The 16,202-nt window shown below is 70.4% G+C and carries 14 protein-coding genes; 10 read left to right on the top strand and 4 right to left on the bottom strand.

Features of this window, described 5'->3' with window-relative positions; translation table 11 throughout:
• Window positions 1-429: 429 nt before the first annotated feature.
• Entirely contained in the window at window positions 430-1,527 is a 1,098-nt protein-coding gene (locus ABZ470_RS38120; protein WP_362917674.1) for an acyltransferase, read from the top strand.
• A 57-nt stretch (window positions 1,528-1,584) separates the two neighbouring features.
• On the opposite strand, the gene ABZ470_RS38115 is transcribed toward ABZ470_RS38120, so the two are convergent.
• Entirely contained in the window at window positions 1,585-3,123 is a 1,539-nt protein-coding gene (locus tag ABZ470_RS38115) for an MFS transporter (protein WP_352014227.1), read from the bottom strand.
• A 169-nt stretch (window positions 3,124-3,292) separates the two neighbouring features.
• Between ABZ470_RS38115 and ABZ470_RS38110 the strand changes: the two genes are divergently transcribed.
• Window positions 3,293-3,661: a YciI family protein gene (locus tag ABZ470_RS38110; protein ID WP_352014228.1), complete on the top strand. Its 369-nt coding sequence runs from the start codon at window positions 3,293-3,295 to the stop codon at window positions 3,659-3,661.
• Between the two features lie 38 nt (window positions 3,662-3,699).
• Window positions 3,700-4,950, top strand: a complete 1,251-nt coding sequence (locus ABZ470_RS38105; RefSeq protein WP_362917672.1) for a DUF6596 domain-containing protein — start codon at window positions 3,700-3,702, stop codon at window positions 4,948-4,950.
• Here ABZ470_RS38105 and ABZ470_RS38100 read toward each other — a convergent pair.
• The gene (locus ABZ470_RS38100; RefSeq protein WP_362917670.1) at window positions 4,947-5,759 is read right to left on the bottom strand and encodes an alpha/beta hydrolase; all 813 of its coding nucleotides are present in this window, start codon (window positions 5,757-5,759) and stop codon (window positions 4,947-4,949) included. The two genes, ABZ470_RS38105 and ABZ470_RS38100, sit on opposite strands and share 4 nt — an antisense overlap.
• Window positions 5,760-5,930: 171 nt before the next feature.
• Here ABZ470_RS38100 and ABZ470_RS38095 point away from each other — a divergent pair, with 171 nt between their 5' ends.
• Entirely contained in the window at window positions 5,931-6,596 is a 666-nt protein-coding gene (locus tag ABZ470_RS38095; protein WP_362917668.1) for a TetR/AcrR family transcriptional regulator, read from the top strand.
• Between the two features lie 65 nt (window positions 6,597-6,661).
• Here ABZ470_RS38095 and ABZ470_RS38090 read toward each other — a convergent pair whose 3' ends face one another.
• Complete coding sequence (locus ABZ470_RS38090; RefSeq protein ID WP_362917666.1) at window positions 6,662-7,168, bottom strand: DinB family protein; 507 nt, start codon at window positions 7,166-7,168, stop codon at window positions 6,662-6,664.
• Window positions 7,169-7,328: 160 nt separating this feature from the next.
• On the opposite strand from ABZ470_RS38090, the gene ABZ470_RS38085 reads away from it, so the two are divergent.
• The 3 genes from ABZ470_RS38085 (at window position 7,329) to ABZ470_RS38075 (ending at window position 10,102) form a co-directional block, all read left to right on the top strand.
• On the top strand, window positions 7,329-7,874 hold the full coding sequence (locus tag ABZ470_RS38085; protein WP_352014233.1) for a DUF4262 domain-containing protein: 546 nt from the start codon (window positions 7,329-7,331) through the stop codon (window positions 7,872-7,874).
• Window positions 7,850-8,104, top strand: a complete 255-nt coding sequence (locus tag ABZ470_RS38080; RefSeq protein WP_362917663.1) for a hypothetical protein — start codon at window positions 7,850-7,852, stop codon at window positions 8,102-8,104. The genes ABZ470_RS38085 and ABZ470_RS38080 overlap by 25 nt, the downstream gene beginning before the upstream one ends.
• A 132-nt stretch (window positions 8,105-8,236) precedes the next feature.
• Window positions 8,237-10,102 (top strand): potassium transporter TrkA, encoded by a 1,866-nt coding sequence (locus ABZ470_RS38075; protein ID WP_362779344.1) that lies wholly within the window; start codon window positions 8,237-8,239, stop codon window positions 10,100-10,102.
• A 468-nt stretch (window positions 10,103-10,570) separates the two neighbouring features.
• Here the strand turns inward: ABZ470_RS38075 and ABZ470_RS38070 are convergent, their stop codons facing one another.
• Entirely contained in the window at window positions 10,571-12,232 is a 1,662-nt protein-coding gene (locus tag ABZ470_RS38070; RefSeq protein ID WP_362917661.1) for an alpha-amylase family protein, read from the bottom strand.
• A 107-nt stretch (window positions 12,233-12,339) separates the two neighbouring features.
• Here ABZ470_RS38070 and ABZ470_RS38065 point away from each other — a divergent pair, with 107 nt between their 5' ends.
• From ABZ470_RS38065 to ABZ470_RS38055, 3 genes are all read left to right on the top strand, one after another.
• A complete protein-coding gene (locus ABZ470_RS38065; protein ID WP_362917659.1) occupies window positions 12,340-12,747 on the top strand; it encodes a hypothetical protein in 408 nt (135 codons plus the stop codon).
• Between the two features lie 321 nt (window positions 12,748-13,068).
• Complete coding sequence (secD, locus tag ABZ470_RS38060; protein ID WP_362917657.1) at window positions 13,069-15,336, top strand: protein translocase subunit SecD; 2,268 nt, start codon at window positions 13,069-13,071, stop codon at window positions 15,334-15,336.
• Between the two features lie 124 nt (window positions 15,337-15,460).
• The gene (locus tag ABZ470_RS38055; protein WP_352014239.1) at window positions 15,461-15,661 is read left to right on the top strand and encodes an EF-hand domain-containing protein; all 201 of its coding nucleotides are present in this window, start codon (window positions 15,461-15,463) and stop codon (window positions 15,659-15,661) included.
• The last annotated feature ends 541 nt before the right edge of the window (window positions 15,662-16,202 follow it).

Genomic DNA, 16,202 nt, shown 5'->3' with positions numbered 1-16,202 from the left:
GCGGACGTCAAGAACGCGACCCCGGCTCCGACATATCCGTGAGGACGGCTCCTCGCGGACGGCCCGGATCGGGGACGGGTGCCGCGACGGGTGTGCCGGGCCACCGAGCGCCCGCACACGGAAAGAGCCGCGAAAGGGCCGCGAAGGAGCCACGGAGAAGGCCATGAGGAGGCGTCACCATGCCGTACCGGATTGGAAGACCTGAGAGAAGTCCCTGCTCAGAGCCCTGCCGTCGGTAACCGGACCTCGCACTCGAAAAACCCCGCCCGGCCGTCGGAACGGCACGGAGAGTTCGCACCAACCGCACACCGGCTCTCCCCCGCCGAACGGGAGGGGGCCTGTTTGGAGTCGCGCCACATGGTCGAGTCGTCGAGCCTGTCAGAACCCCGCCCAACCGGACTTCCGTCTCGTCTTCCCTCACTCACGGGAATGCGATTCGTCGCCGCAACCATGGTCTTCGCCCTGCACGTGATGGTCGAGGGGATTTTCGCCTCCGGCGCCTCTCACCCGATGCTCTTCAAAATGCTCGCCCTCGGCGGAGGAGCGGGTGTCGGTTTCTTCTTCGTGCTCAGTGGATTCGTGCTGACCTGGTCGGCGCGCCCCGACGACACGCCGCGGAGGTTCTGGCGGCGGCGTTTCTTCAAGATATATCCGAACCACGTGCTGACCTTCCTCGCCGCGGTCCTGGTCATCACCCTGCTGGTGGGAAACGCCGTCGGCCTGGCGGACGCCGTACGCAACCTGTTCCTGCTGCAGGCGTTCTTCCCGCAGGCGCGGACCATCACCGGCGTCAACCCGGTGGCGTGGTCGCTCTCCTGTGAGGCGTTCTTCTACCTGTGCTTCCCCTTCCTGCTCGGCCTCGTGCGCAGGATCAGGCCGGAACGGCTGTGGATGTGGGCCGTCGGCGTGGTGGCGGTGATCTTCCTGGTCCCGCTCGCCTCCGGCCTGCTGCCCGCGCAGCAGCCGTACCCGATCCTCGGGGTGACCGAGTGGGAGACCTGGTTCATCTACCACTTCCCGCCGGTGCGGATGCTGGACTTCGTCTTCGGCATCCTCCTCGCCCAGATGGTGCTGACCGGCAGGAGGATCCCCCTCGGCTACACCGGGTCCGTGCTGCTCAGCGTGGTCGTCTACGCGCTGACCCCGCTGATCCCGCCGACCTACGCCTTCGTCGCGGCGTTGTGCGTCCCGCTCGGGCTGGTCATCGCCAACGGCGCCGTCGCCGACCGCGACGGCAGGCGCACCGGTCTTTCCGGGCGGGTGTGGGTGTGGCTCGGCGAGGTGTCCTTCGCCTTCTACATGTGGCACCGGCTGATCCTGATCACCGGTCACGACCTGCTCGGCGCGGGTGAGGCGTGGCCGACCCCGGTCGCCCTCGCCGTCAGCGCGCTGCTGTTCGCCGTGACGCTTCTGGTGTCGTGGCTGACGTTCCGCCTGTTCGAGGGACCCGTCATGCGCCGGTTCGGTACGGCGGGCGGCGCCCGGCGGGCCAGGCCCGGCGGTGGTCAGGTGGGCGCGCCGGTGTGAGACGGCTGTCCGGGCCCCGGTCCGCCCGACACGGCGGACCGGGGACTCGGGGCGTGGTCAGCTCTGCTCACCGCCCGCCCTGCGGAAGAAGACCGCGGCCAGAACGGCGAAGAGACCGAAGATGACGGTGGAGAGCACACCGGCCGCGTTGAGGCCCGCGGTGAAGGCGCCGTGCGCCTGCCGCAGCAGTTCGCCGGCCTGGTCGGCGGGCAGGCTCGCCGCGACGGAGGAGGCCCCCGCGACGGTCTCGCGGGCGGTTTCCGCCGCCGCCGCGGGCACCCCTTCGGGGACGGCCCCGGTCATCTGGTGCTGGTAGACGGCCGCCCCGATCGTGCCGAGCAGGGCCAGACCGAGCGCGCCACCGAGGAAGTTCGCGGTCTCCGACATGGCCGCCGCTGAGCCCGCGCGCTCGGGCGGGACCGAACCGACGACCAGCCCGGTGCCGATCGTGAAGAGCGGCCCGGTGCCCACCGCCAGGATCGCGATGCCGATCACGACCGGCACCGGCCCCCACGTCGAGTTCACCACGATCAGTACGGCGGCGCCGAGCGTGGAGACCGCCAGGCCACCGGCGATGGCGACGCTGGGCTTGAGGGACTTGGTGAAGGCCGGGGTGACCATCGTGCCGACCGCGACCGCAAGGCCCATCGGCGCGAACCACAGGGCCGAGACCAGCGGGGAGTAGCCGAGCACGCTCTGCAGGAACTGGGTGACCAGCAGGCCGACGCCGGCCATCACGATCCCGGCCAGCGAGAGCGCGAGCACGACCAGGGCGAACGAGCGCCGGGTGAACAGACGCAGGTCGAGCAGCGGGTTCTCCAGGCGGAGCTGGCGGCGGACGAAGACGATCGCGAACACCAGGCCGACCAGGATCGCCACGACGGACACGGTGGCCGTGCCGTTCCCGGTGGCGAGGGTCTTGATCCCGTACACGATCGGCAGGATCGCCAGCATGGACAGCAGGACGCTGGTGAGGTCGAGCCGTCCGGCCTGCGGCGGGCGGAACTCCGGCAGCACCAGCGGCCCGGCGATGAGCACGACCACCATGATCGGCAGGGCCATCAGGAACACCGACCCCCACCAGAAGTGGTCGAGCAGGATGCCGCCGACCACCGGGCCGAGCGCGGCGCCGGTGAAGTTGCAGGTGGCCCACACGGCGATGGCCTTGCCACGCTCCTGGCCGTCGCGGAACATGTTGGTGATCAGGGCCAGGGTGGACGGCATCACCGTCGCGCCCGCGATGCCCAGCACCGTCCTGGCCGCGATCAGCACCGTCGGGTTGGGCGCGTAGGCGCTGGCCAGTGAGGCGATCGCGAAGAACACCGCCCCGGTCAGCAGCAACTTGCGCCGCCCGATCCGGTCGCCGAGCGTGCCCATCGTGATCACCAGTCCGGCGACCATGAACCCGTAGGCGTCGGTGATCCACAGCTGTTCGACGCTGTCGGCGCCCAGCTCGGCGGTCAGCCTCGGCAACGCCAGGAACAGCACGTTCATGTCCAGCGCGACCAGCAGCGTGGGCAGCGCCAGCACCGCCAGCCCCATCCAGGTGCGGCCTGTCGCCTTTGGCTCGGTCTCCTCCGTATTACTGACGGACATATTGGGCTCCTCTTCGTGGATGCGTCCCGTTGGTGAGGAGGTGACAGATAGGGTTACCTCTCACTGAGAGGTCGGAACGGGTTCTCAGATCTTGCGCCGGGGAGTCAAGAATTCGACGCCGTCTCCGACCTCACCGTGGAAAGCCGGTACGGGCCGAGAGGAGAACCCCGTGAAGTTCCTGCTGATCATGCACATGAACCCCGAGATCTGGGACTCGCTGACCGAGGAGGAACGCAAGGAGATCATGAACGGCCACCAGCCGTTCATCAAAGCGGTCGAGGAGTCCGGCGAGCTGGTCGGTCACCAGGTGCTCGAAGGCCCCTCGACCAGCGCCGTCGTCCGGGTGAACGGCGGTGTCCCGGTGGTCTCCGACGGCCCCTACCTGGAGACCAAGGAGTACCTCGCGGGCTTCTACATGATCGACTGCGAGAGCAGGGAGCGCGCGTTCGAACTGGCCGCGATGATCCCGGACGCCTCCGTACCCGGCATCGGCATCGAGGTCCGGCCCATCATGTTCTCCGCGGGAAGCCCGGTGTGACACTGGAGGCCGGACCGCCCTGAGGTGAGCGGAGGGGCATGACAGCCGCGAACGGATTCGAGGACTTGCTGCGCTCGCTCGCGCCGCAGGTTCTCGGCACGCTCGCCCGCAGGTACGACGACTTCGGGCTCTGCGAGGACGCCGTCCAGGAGGCGCTGCTGGCCGCGGCGCAGCAGTGGCCGGTCGAAGGGGTCCCCGACAACCCGCGCGGGTGGATGACGACCGTCGCCTCCCGCCGCCTGGTCGACCTGCTCCGCGCCGAGCAGGCCAGGCGCCGCCGCGAGGCCACCGTCGCGGCGCAGCTCCCCGAGGTCGCGCCGGGGCCCGACGAGCACTCGTGGGGTGACCGGGACGACACCCTGACCCTGCTGTTCCTGTGCTGCCACCCCGCGCTGACCCCGGGCTCCCAGGTGGCGCTGACCCTGCGCGCGGTCGGCGGGCTCACCGCCGCGGAGATCGCCCGTGCCTTTCTCGTCCCCGAGGCCACCATGGCGCCCCGCATCAGCCGGGCCAAGCAGCGCATCAGGGCCGCGGGCGCGCGTTTCGAGGAGCCGCCGGAGCACGAGCGGGCCGAACGGCTGCGCGTGGTCCTCCAGGTGCTCTATCTGATCTTCAACGAGGGTTACACCGCCACCTGCGGCCCCGACCTGCACCGGACCGACCTGACCCGCGAGGCCGTACGGCTGACGCGCGCGGTGCTGCGGCGGCTTCCCGAAGACGGTGAGGTGGCCGGGCTGCTGGCGCTCATGCTGCTGACCGAGGCGCGGCGACCCGCGAGGACCGGTGCCGACGGCGCGTTGATTCCCCTTGCCGAGCAGGACAGGTCTCGCTGGGACGCCGCCGCGATCGCGGAGGGCACGGCGCTGGTCACCGGGGCCATGTCGCGCTCCGGTCTGGGCCCGTACCAGCTCCAGGCCGCCATCGCGGCCGTGCACGCCGAGGCGGCCGACCCCGAGGACACCGACTGGACGCAGATCGCGATCCTCTACAAGATCCTCGAACGGCTCACGCCCAACCCGATGGTCACGCTCAACCGGGCCGTCGCCGTCGCCATGACCGAGGGACCGAGGGCCGGTCTGCTGCTCCTTGAGGAGTTGGAGGGCGACGACCGGATGGCCAGGCACCATCGTTTCCGCGCGGTGCGCGCCCACCTGCTGGAGATGGCCGACGACCCGCGCGCGGCCCACGAGGAGTACCTCCTGGCCGCCCGGCACACGGCCAGCATCCCCGAGCAGCGCTACCTGCGCTCGAAGGCCGAACGCCTCGGGGGGTTGACCCCGGGACCCTAGGCCAGGGAGCCGAGGAACTCACGGACGGCCGCGGTGAAGCCCTCGGGGTCGCCGGCGTAGACGAAGTGGTCGGTGGCCAGTTCGGCGAGGCGGGTGTTCGGACGGCGGTCGATCATGGCCTGGACCTGGTCGGCGGGGATGACGCTGCCCTTCGTGCCCCGGATAACGAGGGCGGGGCAGGTGGTGGCGAGCCAGGCGGCCCAGTGGTCACCCCGGTTGAGCTCCTCGGAGGCGAGCATGTCCTGGGGGTGGAAGGGCAGGCGCCAGGTGCCGTCGGGGTTCTCCCGCAGGGTCTCGGTGAAGTAGGGGGCGGCCTCGCCGAGCGCCTCGACCAGCCCCTCACGGGTGGGCGCCTGGTAAGGCAGGCTTTCCAGGAACGCCAGCGGGTTGGGCTCCCCGTCGATGCCGAGGACGACCGGCGCGTCCGCGTTGACGAGGGCGGTGACCCGCTCGGGGTGACGGGCGGCGAGGTGGTAGGCGTTGATGCCGCCCAGTGAGTGGCCCATCACCGCCACCCGGTCGAGGCCGAGGTGGTCGAGCAGGGCGAGGATGTCGGCGAGGTAGCCCTCGCGGGAGTAGTCGGCGGCCCGGTCGGACTCGCCGTGCCCCCGCTGGTCGGGTGCGATGACCCGCCACTCGGGGGCCAGCCCGGCGGCGACGGCGGCGAAGCTCGTCCCCTCCGACAGGTGCCCGTGCAGGGCGAGCAGCGGACGCCCCGGCCCGCCGAAGTCGACGTAGGACAGGCGGCGGCCCGCGATGTCCAGCTCCGCCCGCACCGGGGCCACCGTCGGCGCGATGACATGGTTCATGGCTCTCTCCTCAACTCGGCTTCCGTACGGCTTCGCGAGCGGGTGCCGGTACGGCCCGCTCTCTCGCCTGTCATGAAGGTACCGGCGATTTGGGCATTTGCGCAATGCATATGCCTAATGCATTTGCGCAAGAGAGCGTGGCGCCGTGAACAGGGCGAGTAGCATCCCGCTATGGGAAATCGCGAGGACCTGCTCGCCGGGGCGAGGCGCTGCCTGGAGGAGAAGGGGTGGGCGCGAACGACCGTGCGCGACATCGCGGCGGCGGCCGGGGTGAGCATGGCGGCCATCGGCTACCACTTCGGCTCGCGGGAGGCGCTGCTGAACGCGGCGCTCATCCAGGCGATCGACGAGTGGGGCCTGGAGACCGGGCAGACGGCCTCCGCCGTCTACGACGACCTCACCGCGACCCCCGAGGAGCGGTACGAGGCCCTGTGGACACGGCTGTCGAAGTCGTTCGGCACCCACAGGAAACTGTGGGCGGCCAGCGTCGAGGCGCTGGTGCAGGCCGAGCACTCACCGGAGCTGCGGAGGTATCTCGCCGACGGCCAGCGGGAGGGCCGCCGGGGGCTGGCCTCGATCCTGCTGGGAGTGGAGGAGGACGCGCTCCAGGAGGGCACGACGCGCACCCTCGGCTCGGTGCAGCTGGCCCTGCTGTCCGGCGTGATGATGCAGTGGCTGGCCGACCCGGAGCAGGCGCCGACCGGAGCCGAGATCCTGGAGGGGCTGCGGACCCTCGTGGGCCTCTTCGAGGCGGCCGAGGCCGGGACCCCGCAGGGGGCGGCTCCGAAGGGCCCGGAGGGCGGCGTGCCGTGCGGTGAAGGTGTGTCCTCAGACTGAGCCGGGCGGCCCACCGGGCAGGTGGACCGCCGCCGAAAGAGCCCGGGAACGGGACCCGCGAGGGGTCAGCCCATGCTCTTGGCGCCGTCGAGGGACTCGCGGATGATGTCGGCGTGGCCCGCGTGCTGGGAGGTCTCGGCGATGAGGTGGAGCAGGACCCGGCGCACCGACCTGCGCGCGTTCGGCGGGAACCACGGGGCCTGCGGCAGGGGATACGAGACGTCCAGGTCGAGCGTCGCGACCAGCTCGTCGGTCGTGCGGGCGACCTCCTCGTAGGCGGCGAGCAGGCTTTCGAGCGTCTCGCCGTCGAGCATGCGGAACTGGCCGGTCCAGTCGGTCTCGTTCGTCGTCATCGCCTCGGGGTCACCGGTCGCGAAGCGCATCCAGCGGGCCTCGACGTTCGCCACGTGCTTGATGAGCCCGCCCAGGCACAGCTCGCTCACGGTGGTGCGCGTCGCGGCCTGCTCGTCGGTGAGACCGGCGACCGTGCCCCGCAGGAAGGCCCGGTGCACGCTCAGCGTCTCCAGCAGGTCGGCGCGCTCACCGGTGAGGGTGTCGTTGTGGGTCGTCACGGCGTGGGCCCTTCGGGTCGTCCAGCGGGGCCCGGCGGGAACCCTGCTCCGACAGGTTAGGGGCCGCCACCGACAGTTTCGCGAGGCCGGGACACCCCCACACGCAACCTTGGCAAGCCCCTCAAATGCGGCAGACCACCTGACCACTACGCTCAGAGGCATGTTCGACCGGCTCATCTGCCAATGTCCGCTCTGCGCCGCGCACGACGAGGAACTCGACGAGTTCGACCGCGGCACCGTACGGAGGGTCGAGCGGGACGGGTGGGCCGTGGTCATGGTCCCCGAGGACGAGGACGGCCCCGGGTGGGCGTTCACCGTCGGGCTGTGGCACACCTTCAGGTCGCCGGAGGCGGCCATGTTCGGGCTGGACGTCGAGGTGATGCGCCGCTGCCTGAACACCCTCGCCGACCGGGTCGCGGCCGGTCACCTGATGGCGGACGGCCAGGAGCGGGACGACGTCATCAGGAACTACCCGGTCGTCACGCGTACGGTCGACCACAGCTGGTACCGCTCGCTGTTCGGTGTGGCGCTGCGTTTCTACCGCAGGCCCCCGCTGTCCTTCATGGAGGTCGTCTGGCCGGACAGGGCGGGCCTGTTCCCCTGGGACGCCCAGGCGACGCCCCGGCTGCGTGACCTGCAGCCCTCGCTGTGGCTGCCCAGGGACGACCATCCCCCGGGGCCGTGGACGAAGCTCACGACCGGCTGAGGGACGCGCCCCGCGTGGTCAGGGCGAGTTCACCCGCCGGCTCCGAGCCCGGCACGGTCGTGCGCACCGGCGGCCCGGAGCCGGTCCTCGACGGCCGGCTCGGCCGGACGTTCGAGGCCGTCGGCGCGCTCTCGGCCGAGGACGGCGCCGGCCTGATCGCCTGCGCGACGAGCCGCCCCCGGCACGTCGACCTGCGGCGGATCGTCGTGCTGCCGGCCCGGCGGCCGTAAAGCTCCGGCCCCGCCCCGGCACGGCACGAGAAACACGGAAAACGCGCTATATTTCATGAATTTGCGAACACCAGAGCGACATGCAACTTTTGTGCGATTGTTGGTCCGGTGTTCACCTACGGGGAGGGGTCCGTGTCAAGGCCGACGGTCCGGGAGCGGTTGCGGTACTGGTTCGACAACACCATGTCGCGGGGCACGGTGGCGTTGATCGGCTGGCTGGCCCTCATCTCGCTGGGGCTGATCGTGCTGGTCAGCCTGCTCAGCCTGTGGCTGACCCCCAAGGACGCCGCGCGCAACAGCGGTCTGCCCGGCATGCTGTGGGTCTCGCTGATGCGCACGCTGAGTCCCGGCAAGGTCGCCAGCGACACCGGAAGCATCCTGTTCGTCGCCCTGATGTTCATCGCCTCCATGGGTGGCCTGTTCATCGTCAGCGCCCTGGTCGGCGTGCTCTCCAACGGGCTCAAGACCAAGTTCGAGCAGCTGCGTGAGGGCAGGTCCCGGATCATCGAGAACGGCCACATCGTGGTTCTCGGCTGGTCCGAGCAGGTCTTCACGATCGTCACCGAGCTGATCCAGGCGCACGCGAGCGGCAGAGGGTCGGTCATCACGGTCCTCGCCGACCGGGACAAGTCCCGGATGGAGGACGAGATCCGCCGCCACGTGGGAGACCTCGGCAGGACCAAGCTGGTCTGCAGGACCGGGCGGCCGACCGAGCCCACCGACCTCGACCTGATGAACCTCGACGCCGCCCGCTCGGTGGTCGTCCTGTCCCCGCAGGGCGACGACCCGGACGCGCACGTCATCAAGACGCTGCTCGCGCTGGCCAAGCGGGCGGGCGACCACCCTCCCGTGGTCGCCGCGATCGCCCGCACCGCGAACATGGCCGCCGCCCGGCTCGCGGGCGGCCCCGACGTCCACCTGGTGGACTCCGACGACACCGCCTCCCGGCTCATCGTGCAGTCGTCCAGGCAGTCGGGCATGTCGGTCGTCTGCATGGACCTGCTCAACTTCGACGCCGGAGAGATCTACCTGCGCTCCGACCCCGACCTCACCGGCCTGACGTACGGCCAGGCGCTCCCGGCCTACCGGACGGCCACGGTCATCGGGCTGCGGGGCCCCGGCGGCGTCATGCTGAACCCGCCGGCGGACACGGTGATCACGGCGCGGGACGAGGTCATCGTGATCGCCCAGGACGACTCGCTGATCCACCTCGCCGAGGGCGGCGCCGAGGCCGACGAGGAGGCGATCGTCGAGGCCCCGCACGTCAGGCCCGGCCCCGAGCGGACGCTCGTGCTCAACTGGAACGGCAGGGGCCGCCAGGTCGTCCACTACCTCGACGGCTACGTGGCACCCGGTTCCGCGCTGGACATCGCATCCGACCATCCGGACGCCGCGATCCCCTTCGAGGGGCTGGCCAACCTGACGGTCAACGCCAAGGAGTGCGAGACCACCGACCGCTACGCGCTCGAATCGCTGGGCCTGGGCGTCTACCAGCACGTGATCGTGCTCTCCGACGACCGCTACCCCGCCGAGCACGCCGACACCCGCACCCTGATGACGCTGTTGCAGCTGAGGGACATGCAGACCGCGCTCGGCGAGCGGTACTCGATCGTCAGCGAGATGCACGACGAGAACAACCGGAGCCTGGCCGAGGTCACCGAGGCCGACGACATCGTGATCAGCGACACGGTCATCGGCCTGCTGCTCGCCCAGCTCGCCGAGAACCGGCACCTGGCGGAGGTGTTCGGCTACCTCTTCGACTCCAGGGGGTCGGAGATCTACCCGCGCCCGGCGACCCGGTACGTCCGTAAGGACACGCCGGTCGGCTTCGCCACGGTGATCGAGTCGGCCAGACGCCGGGGTGAGACGGCGATCGGCTACCGGCTGGCGGAGCGGGCGAACGAGGCGCCGCACTTCGGCGTCGTCCTCAACCCCGACAAGTCCCGCCCGGTCACCCTCGGGGAGGGTGACTCGGTGATCGTCCTGGCCGAACGCTGAGGCGTCCCCGCCTGGCCGTGGCGTGGTTGAGCGTCCTGGCCGGGAGCCGAGGTCGTCCTCGGCTCCCCGTGGGCGCCCGGCGCCCGGCCAGGACCGCCGCCGTCATGGCCGGCGGCACGACGAGCGGGAAGAGGTGCGGAGGGGTCACGGCGACCCCGCCGGTGATCCGATTCAGGCGAATCCAGTGGCCGTTCAGCGGCTGTTCCCGGGCTTTTCCGAACATGTGGTCATCAAAGCCGAAGTTCGGAGCAGCCGCCAGCGGAGATCGGTCAGGCGGTGATCATGAAGGCCAGGCCCAGCAGGACGACGACGGGGATCAGCCACACCACGGCTTCGACGGCGAACTCCTTGTACACGGTCAATTTCTCCCTTTAAGTCCCACTAAATCCATAAATCTGGCCATGCGAAGCATATGCGGTCCCACGGGTGGCCCCGCACCCGGCCCACGACGGCCGCCTCCCACGGCGGTCAGCTCCCCTTGGCCGAGGCGTCCTCAAGGGGCTCGTCGGGCGCCGACACCCGCAGCCAGCGCGTGCCGTACGGCTCAAGCGTGAGGCTCACCCTTCCGTCGGGAGGCAGGTCGAGCGTGCCGTCGACCAGCAGGTCGGTCAGCACCTGCCCCTCGTCCAGGCCGTCCAGGACGAACTCGGCCCTCGCCTCGCGGTCGGCGAAGTTGTGGACGGCGACCACGGTGCCGCCCTCGGCGTCGGCCCGGTGGACCAGCACCGCCTCGTCCGCCGTCTCCAGGACCCGGTAGGCGCCCCAGGCCAGCTCCGGAGACTCCCGGTAACGCTCGATCAGCAGGGTGATCCAGTGCAGCAGCGAGTCGGGGTCGCGGCGCTGGGCCTCGACGTTGACCTCGCGCGGGCCGTACGGCCCTGCCGGGGTGGAGACGGGGGTCCGCTCGGCGACGGGTGAGAACCCTCCCGAGGACGTCCACTGCATGGGGACCCTGACCGCCATCCGGCCCTCCCCCTCCGGGTTCTCGCCGAGGCCGATCTCCTCACCGTAGAAGAGCACCGGCGTGCCGGGCAGGGAGAACATCACGCTGTAGGCCAGCGCGAGCCGCCGCCGGTCGCCGTCGAGCATCGGTGGCAGGCGCCGCCGTACTCCCCGGCCGAAGACCTGCATGTCCTTCTCGGGGGCGAAGGCGTCGAAGACCTCCTGACGCTCGGCGTCGGTGAGCTTGTCCAGGGTCAGTTCGTCGTGGTTGCGGATGAAGGTGGCCCACTGGCAGTCCTTCGGCGGGGCGGGCCGCTCGCGCAGGGCCTCGGCCAGGGCGGCGGGACGACCCCGGGCCATCGACAGGTGCAGACGCTGCATCCCGATGAAGTCGAAGCACATGGTGACCTCGTTGCCGTTGCCGTCACCGAAGTAGGCCATCAGGTCCGGGTAGGGCAGGTTGACCTCGCCCAGCAGGATCGCGCCACCGTCGCGGCGGTTCATGAAGGCGCGCAGGTCCGCCAGGAAGGAGTGCGGGTCACCGCCGGCCCCCTCGATCAGGAACGGCACCGCGTCGACCCGGAAGCCGGAGAGGCCCAGCTCCATCCAGAAGCCGAGGATGCGGGCGATCTCGTCGCGGACCTCGGGGTTGCCCACGTTCAGGTCGGGCTGGAAGCGGTAGAAGCTGTGCAGGTAGTACTGGCCACTCCCCTCGTCGAGTTCCCAGATGCTGTCCTCCTTGTCGGGGAAGACGATCGCCTTCGGGTCGAAAGGTCCTGGCTCGTCCCGCCAGACGTACCAGTCGCGCTTCGGCGAGTCCCGGCCCGACCTGGACTCCCGGAACCACGGATGCTCGTCGGAGGTGTGGTTGACCACCAGGTCGGCGATCACCCGGATGCCCCGGTCCCTGGCGGTCCGCATGAACTCCACGAAGTCGCCGAGGGTGCCCAGGCGGGGGTCGACCGAGTAGAAGTCGGTGATGTCGTAGCCGTCGTCGCGGCCGGGGGTGGGGAAGAAGGGCATCAGCCAGATGCACGTCACCCCGAGACGGTCGAGATGGTCGATCTGCTGGGTGAGTCCCCTGAAGTCTCCGACGCCGTCGCCGTTGCCGTCCTTGTACGTCTCGACGTCGAGGCAGTAGACGACGGCGTTCTTCCACCACAGATCAGCAGTGTGGGTCAGTCGCATGCGCCCGCACTACCCGGGCTTTACCCGTTTATGGGGGTATTAAGTAGTGATCGTTCCCCTTATGGCGCCGGTACGGCTACGGTGGAGGCCGGACTGTGGAGGGGACCATGCGGCAGCTCAGGCACGGCGCACCCTTCGGGTGGCTGCTCAGCCTGCTGTTCCCGCTGCTCGTCGCGGCCGGCCCCGGCGCCTTCCCCTCCCCGGCCTCGCTCACCGGTACGGCCGCCGCCCCCCGGCACTTCGCGATCATCGCGGAGCGGCGCCCGCTCTCCCAGGAGTCGTCGGCGGGAGAGCGCCCGCACATCCCGGGGACCCTCACCTCCGCCCTGCTCTCGCTCCTGGCCGGACCGGCGGGAAGCGGCGGTCACCCGGCCGTCGTCCCGCAGGCGGACTTCACGCCCGCCCTGCTGCCGACCGGGCCACGGCCCCGCGCCACGGGCGAGGCGCCCTTCCCACCCCCGGCACCGGGGACCGGCCCCGCCAGGGCCCCTCCGGCCACCTCCACAGGCGCCTGAGCGCCACCTGACCGCCCGGCCACACGCCGGGCGGACGACACCGTCCGGGACGTTCAGGACGGCGAAGCACCCCGGCACGTCCGGAGTGACGGCGCCGTCCGGCCCGTTCCCTGACGGTCGAACCGCCTGGGACGTCCCGGAACACCTTTCCGGGCTTCGCCGTACCCGCGAACGTCCCGGCGCGCCCGCGGATGCCCTGCCGGCACCCTGACCAGTGCCTTTGCCAGTGCCTTTGCTCATGCCCTGGTCATGCCTCAACGGCGCTCCGGCGCACCCGCGGGCCGTAACCCAAGGACTTCTTCCAAGCCTGTGGAGGCTTCCATGTCGCGTGCCCCCGTGGTGCGCGCGGTGACGGCGCTCGCCGTCATCGCCATCTCACTCTTCGTGGCGTTCACCATGACGCCACGCCTCGGTCTCGACCTGCGCGGCGGTACCCAGATCGTGCTGGAGACCAGGGACTCCCCGACCGCCAAGGCCGACGCCGAGGCCACCGACCGCACCCTTGAGGTGCTGCGGCGCAGGGCCGACGCGCTCGGTGTCGCGGACGCCCCGCTGTCGCGTTCCGGCGAGCGGCGCATCATCGTCGAACTGCCCGGTGTGCAGGACCCGGCCAGGGCCGCCGAGGTCATCGGCAAGACCGCGCAGCTGACCTTCCACGCCGTCGAGGGCATGGCGGACGAGAAGACGACTCCCGGCAAGGGCCAGCTCGTCATCCCCGACGAGGACGGCGCCAAGCTGCTCGTCGGCCCCGCCAGGCTCACCGGGGACGGCGTCAGCGGCGCCGAGGCGGGGACGGACCCGCAGAGCGGCGGCGGCTGGTTCGTCACACTGGACTTCCGCGACAAGGGCGGCGAGGAGTGGGCGAAGCTGACCGGCGAGGCCGCCTGCAACGCCCCCGGCGACCCCAAGCGCAGGGTCGCCATCGTGCTCGACGACAAGGTCCTCATCTCTCCGCAGGTCAACGAGGGCGTCGGCTGCCGGGTCGGACTGACGGGCGGTTCGACGCAGATCACCGGCTCCTTCAGCGTCGAGGAGGCGCAGGACCTGGCCGCGCTGATCAAGGGCGGTTCGCTGCCCGTGCCCGTCGAGATCGTCGAACAGCGGACCGTCGGCCCGACGCTCGGCGCCGCGGCCATCCTGGCCAGCGCCCAGGCCGCCGTCATCGGCGTGCTGCTCACCGCGCTGTTCATCGTGGTGACCTACCGCCTGGCGGGGGCGATCGCCACCATCGCCCTGCTCTGCTACGCGTTGATCTCCTACGCCGCGCTGGTCGCGCTCGGCGCCACGCTCACCCTGCCCGGTCTGGCGGGTTTCGTGCTCGCGATCGGCATGGCCGTCGACGCGAACGTGCTGGTCTTCGAGCGCGCCAGGGAGGAGTACGCCGTCAAGCCCCGGCTGCGGCCCGCGCTCGACAAGGGCTTCCGCAACGCGTGGAGCGCGGTCGCCGACTCCAACATCACGACGCTGCTGGCCGCCGGCCTGCTGTTCTTCCTGGCCTCGGGGCCGGTGCGGGGCTTCGGCGTCACGCTGGTCATCGGCGTCGTGGCCTCGCTGTTCACCGCGATGGTCGTCACCCGGGTGCTGGCCCAGTGGGCGGTGAACCTGTCCCCGGTCGCCAGGCGGCCCAAGCTGACCGGTCTGGCGGACGTCGGCCGGGTCCGCAGGTGGCTGACCGAGCGTCAGCCCGCCCTGATGCGCAGGCGGATGCCGTACTTCCTGGTCACCGCGGCGCTGATGGTCGCGGCGATCGGCGGGATCACGGTCAGGGGGCTGGACTTCGGCGTCGAGTTCACCGGCGGCAGGCTGATGGAGTACTCCACGACCAAGCCGCTGAGCGCCGACGCCGCCCGCGAACTGGTCTCCGAGGCCGGGTTCCCGAACGCGGTCGTGCAGTCCTCGGACGAGGGCGTCTCGGTGCGGACCGGCCGGATCGGCGAGGCCGAGCAGGCGCGTATCGAGACGGCGCTGGAAGGCGGGGGCGGTACGGTCACCAAGCAGCGTGACGAGCTCATCGGCCCCAGCCTGGGCGAGGAGCTGCGCAGGAACGCCATGATCGCGCTCGGTGTCGCGCTCGCCGCGCAGCTGGCCTATCTGGCCTTCCGGTTCCGCTGGACGTTCGGTCTGGCGACGGTGCTCGCCCTGGTCGTGGACGCCGCGGCCGTGATCGGCGCGTTCGCCTGGCTGGGCAAGCCGATCGACGGGGTCTTCCTGGCCTCGATGCTCACCGTGATCGGTTACTCGGTCAACGACAAGGTCGTGGTCTTCGACCGGGTCCGCGAACTGTGGGGGGCGCGGCGCAAGGCGCCGTTCGCCGAGGTGGTCAACACCGCCATCCTGCAGACCGTGCCCCGTACGGTGAACACGGGTCTCGGCGCGCTGTTCATCCTCGGCGCGCTGGCCGTGCTCGGGGGTGACTCGCTGACCGACTTCGCGGTCGCGCTGCTGATCGGCATCGTCGTCGGCACGCTGTCCTCGGCGCTGGTCGCGGCGCCGCTGGCGATCGAGTTCGAGCGGCGTGGCAAGGCGGCGCCGCCGCGTCCCAAGGCCACGCGGAGCCGTACGAGGGAGGGGTCGGGAGCGGTCCTCTGAGCCTTCTCAGGACGCCCGGGGCGGGGCCCGCGCCAAGGTTCGGCGGGCCCCTCCTCGGGGAGGGGACGGGCCGCTAATGTGCTGGGAATCCGGTTCCCCCCGACCTCTGGAAGGCAGACACACCGTGGCGGAAGACTACGCGACGACGTTCAGGATCATCGATGTGGACGGCGACGGCCTCATCTCGGCGCCCGAGCTCGCACGGCTGATGGAGGTGCTCGGTCAGCCGCTCACCCCTCAGGGGGCGGCCGAGGCCGTGGCCAGGATCGACCAGGACGGCGACGGCCTCATCTCCCTGGAGGAATTCGCCGGATATCTCGGCTGATTTCCCCCGTTTCTCCTCATCGAGGGCCGTGGGGGCCGGGACGGCCCCCCGCCCGGCCTTCCGCCATAGTCGCCGGACATTTACCACTTCAAGTGGATTTATCCACTAATACGCCGCCTGAATAGCTGAAATTCGGTGGTGCATCGGCGATATGGCAAAGCATTCGCTCCTGCCCTTGCGGGCTATTGACTCTCCATTCACGACCTAATAACTTAAAGTAGCCAATGAGCTTCATAATGTAGCGATGAGGTGAGGTTCAATGCGTCACACGGTCACGTCGTCCGCCCGCTCACGGCACGGCCCATGAGCACCGTGCCCCCGGAAACGCCCCCCTGAACGCCTTTTCCGAGCACCGTACGCACCACGAAAGACTCCCACACGCACACCCGGTTCAGCTTTCCAGCGTGAGCTGACCCCAATCCTGCGCAGCGGATCGGTCGTCCCCTCGCCGACCTCCCGCCGACTCACCGCGACAGCGCGGAGCCAGCCGGAGATTCCCAGGCATACGACCGATCGGTCTCCAGGGTCCTCCATCCGGCTT

The organism is Streptosporangium sp. NPDC020072, from assembly GCF_040631445.1.
Lineage (GTDB): Bacteria > Actinomycetota > Actinomycetes > Streptosporangiales > Streptosporangiaceae > Streptosporangium.
Note: the sequence above shows the minus strand (reverse complement) of the source record. Positions and strands in the feature narration are given on the sequence as shown.

What these genes read in the sequence shown, in the direction of transcription:
- ABZ470_RS38120 (WP_362917674.1), top strand. Translation starts at nt 430, where the DNA reads ATGCGATTCGTCGCCGCAACCATGGTCTTCGCCCTGCACGTGATGGTC.
- ABZ470_RS38115 (WP_352014227.1), bottom strand. Translation starts at nt 3,123, where the DNA reads ATGTCCGTCAGTAATACGGAGGAGACCGAGCCAAAGGCGACAGGCCGC.
- ABZ470_RS38105 (WP_362917672.1), top strand. Translation starts at nt 3,700, where the DNA reads ATGACAGCCGCGAACGGATTCGAGGACTTGCTGCGCTCGCTCGCGCCG.
- ABZ470_RS38100 (WP_362917670.1), bottom strand. Translation starts at nt 5,759, where the DNA reads ATGAACCATGTCATCGCGCCGACGGTGGCCCCGGTGCGGGCGGAGCTG.
- ABZ470_RS38095 (WP_362917668.1), top strand. Translation starts at nt 5,931, where the DNA reads ATGGGAAATCGCGAGGACCTGCTCGCCGGGGCGAGGCGCTGCCTGGAG.
- ABZ470_RS38085 (WP_352014233.1), top strand. Translation starts at nt 7,329, where the DNA reads ATGTTCGACCGGCTCATCTGCCAATGTCCGCTCTGCGCCGCGCACGAC.
- ABZ470_RS38070 (WP_362917661.1), bottom strand. Translation starts at nt 12,232, where the DNA reads ATGCGACTGACCCACACTGCTGATCTGTGGTGGAAGAACGCCGTCGTC.
- ABZ470_RS38065 (WP_362917659.1), top strand. Translation starts at nt 12,340, where the DNA reads ATGCGGCAGCTCAGGCACGGCGCACCCTTCGGGTGGCTGCTCAGCCTG.
- secD (WP_362917657.1), top strand. Translation starts at nt 13,069, where the DNA reads ATGTCGCGTGCCCCCGTGGTGCGCGCGGTGACGGCGCTCGCCGTCATC.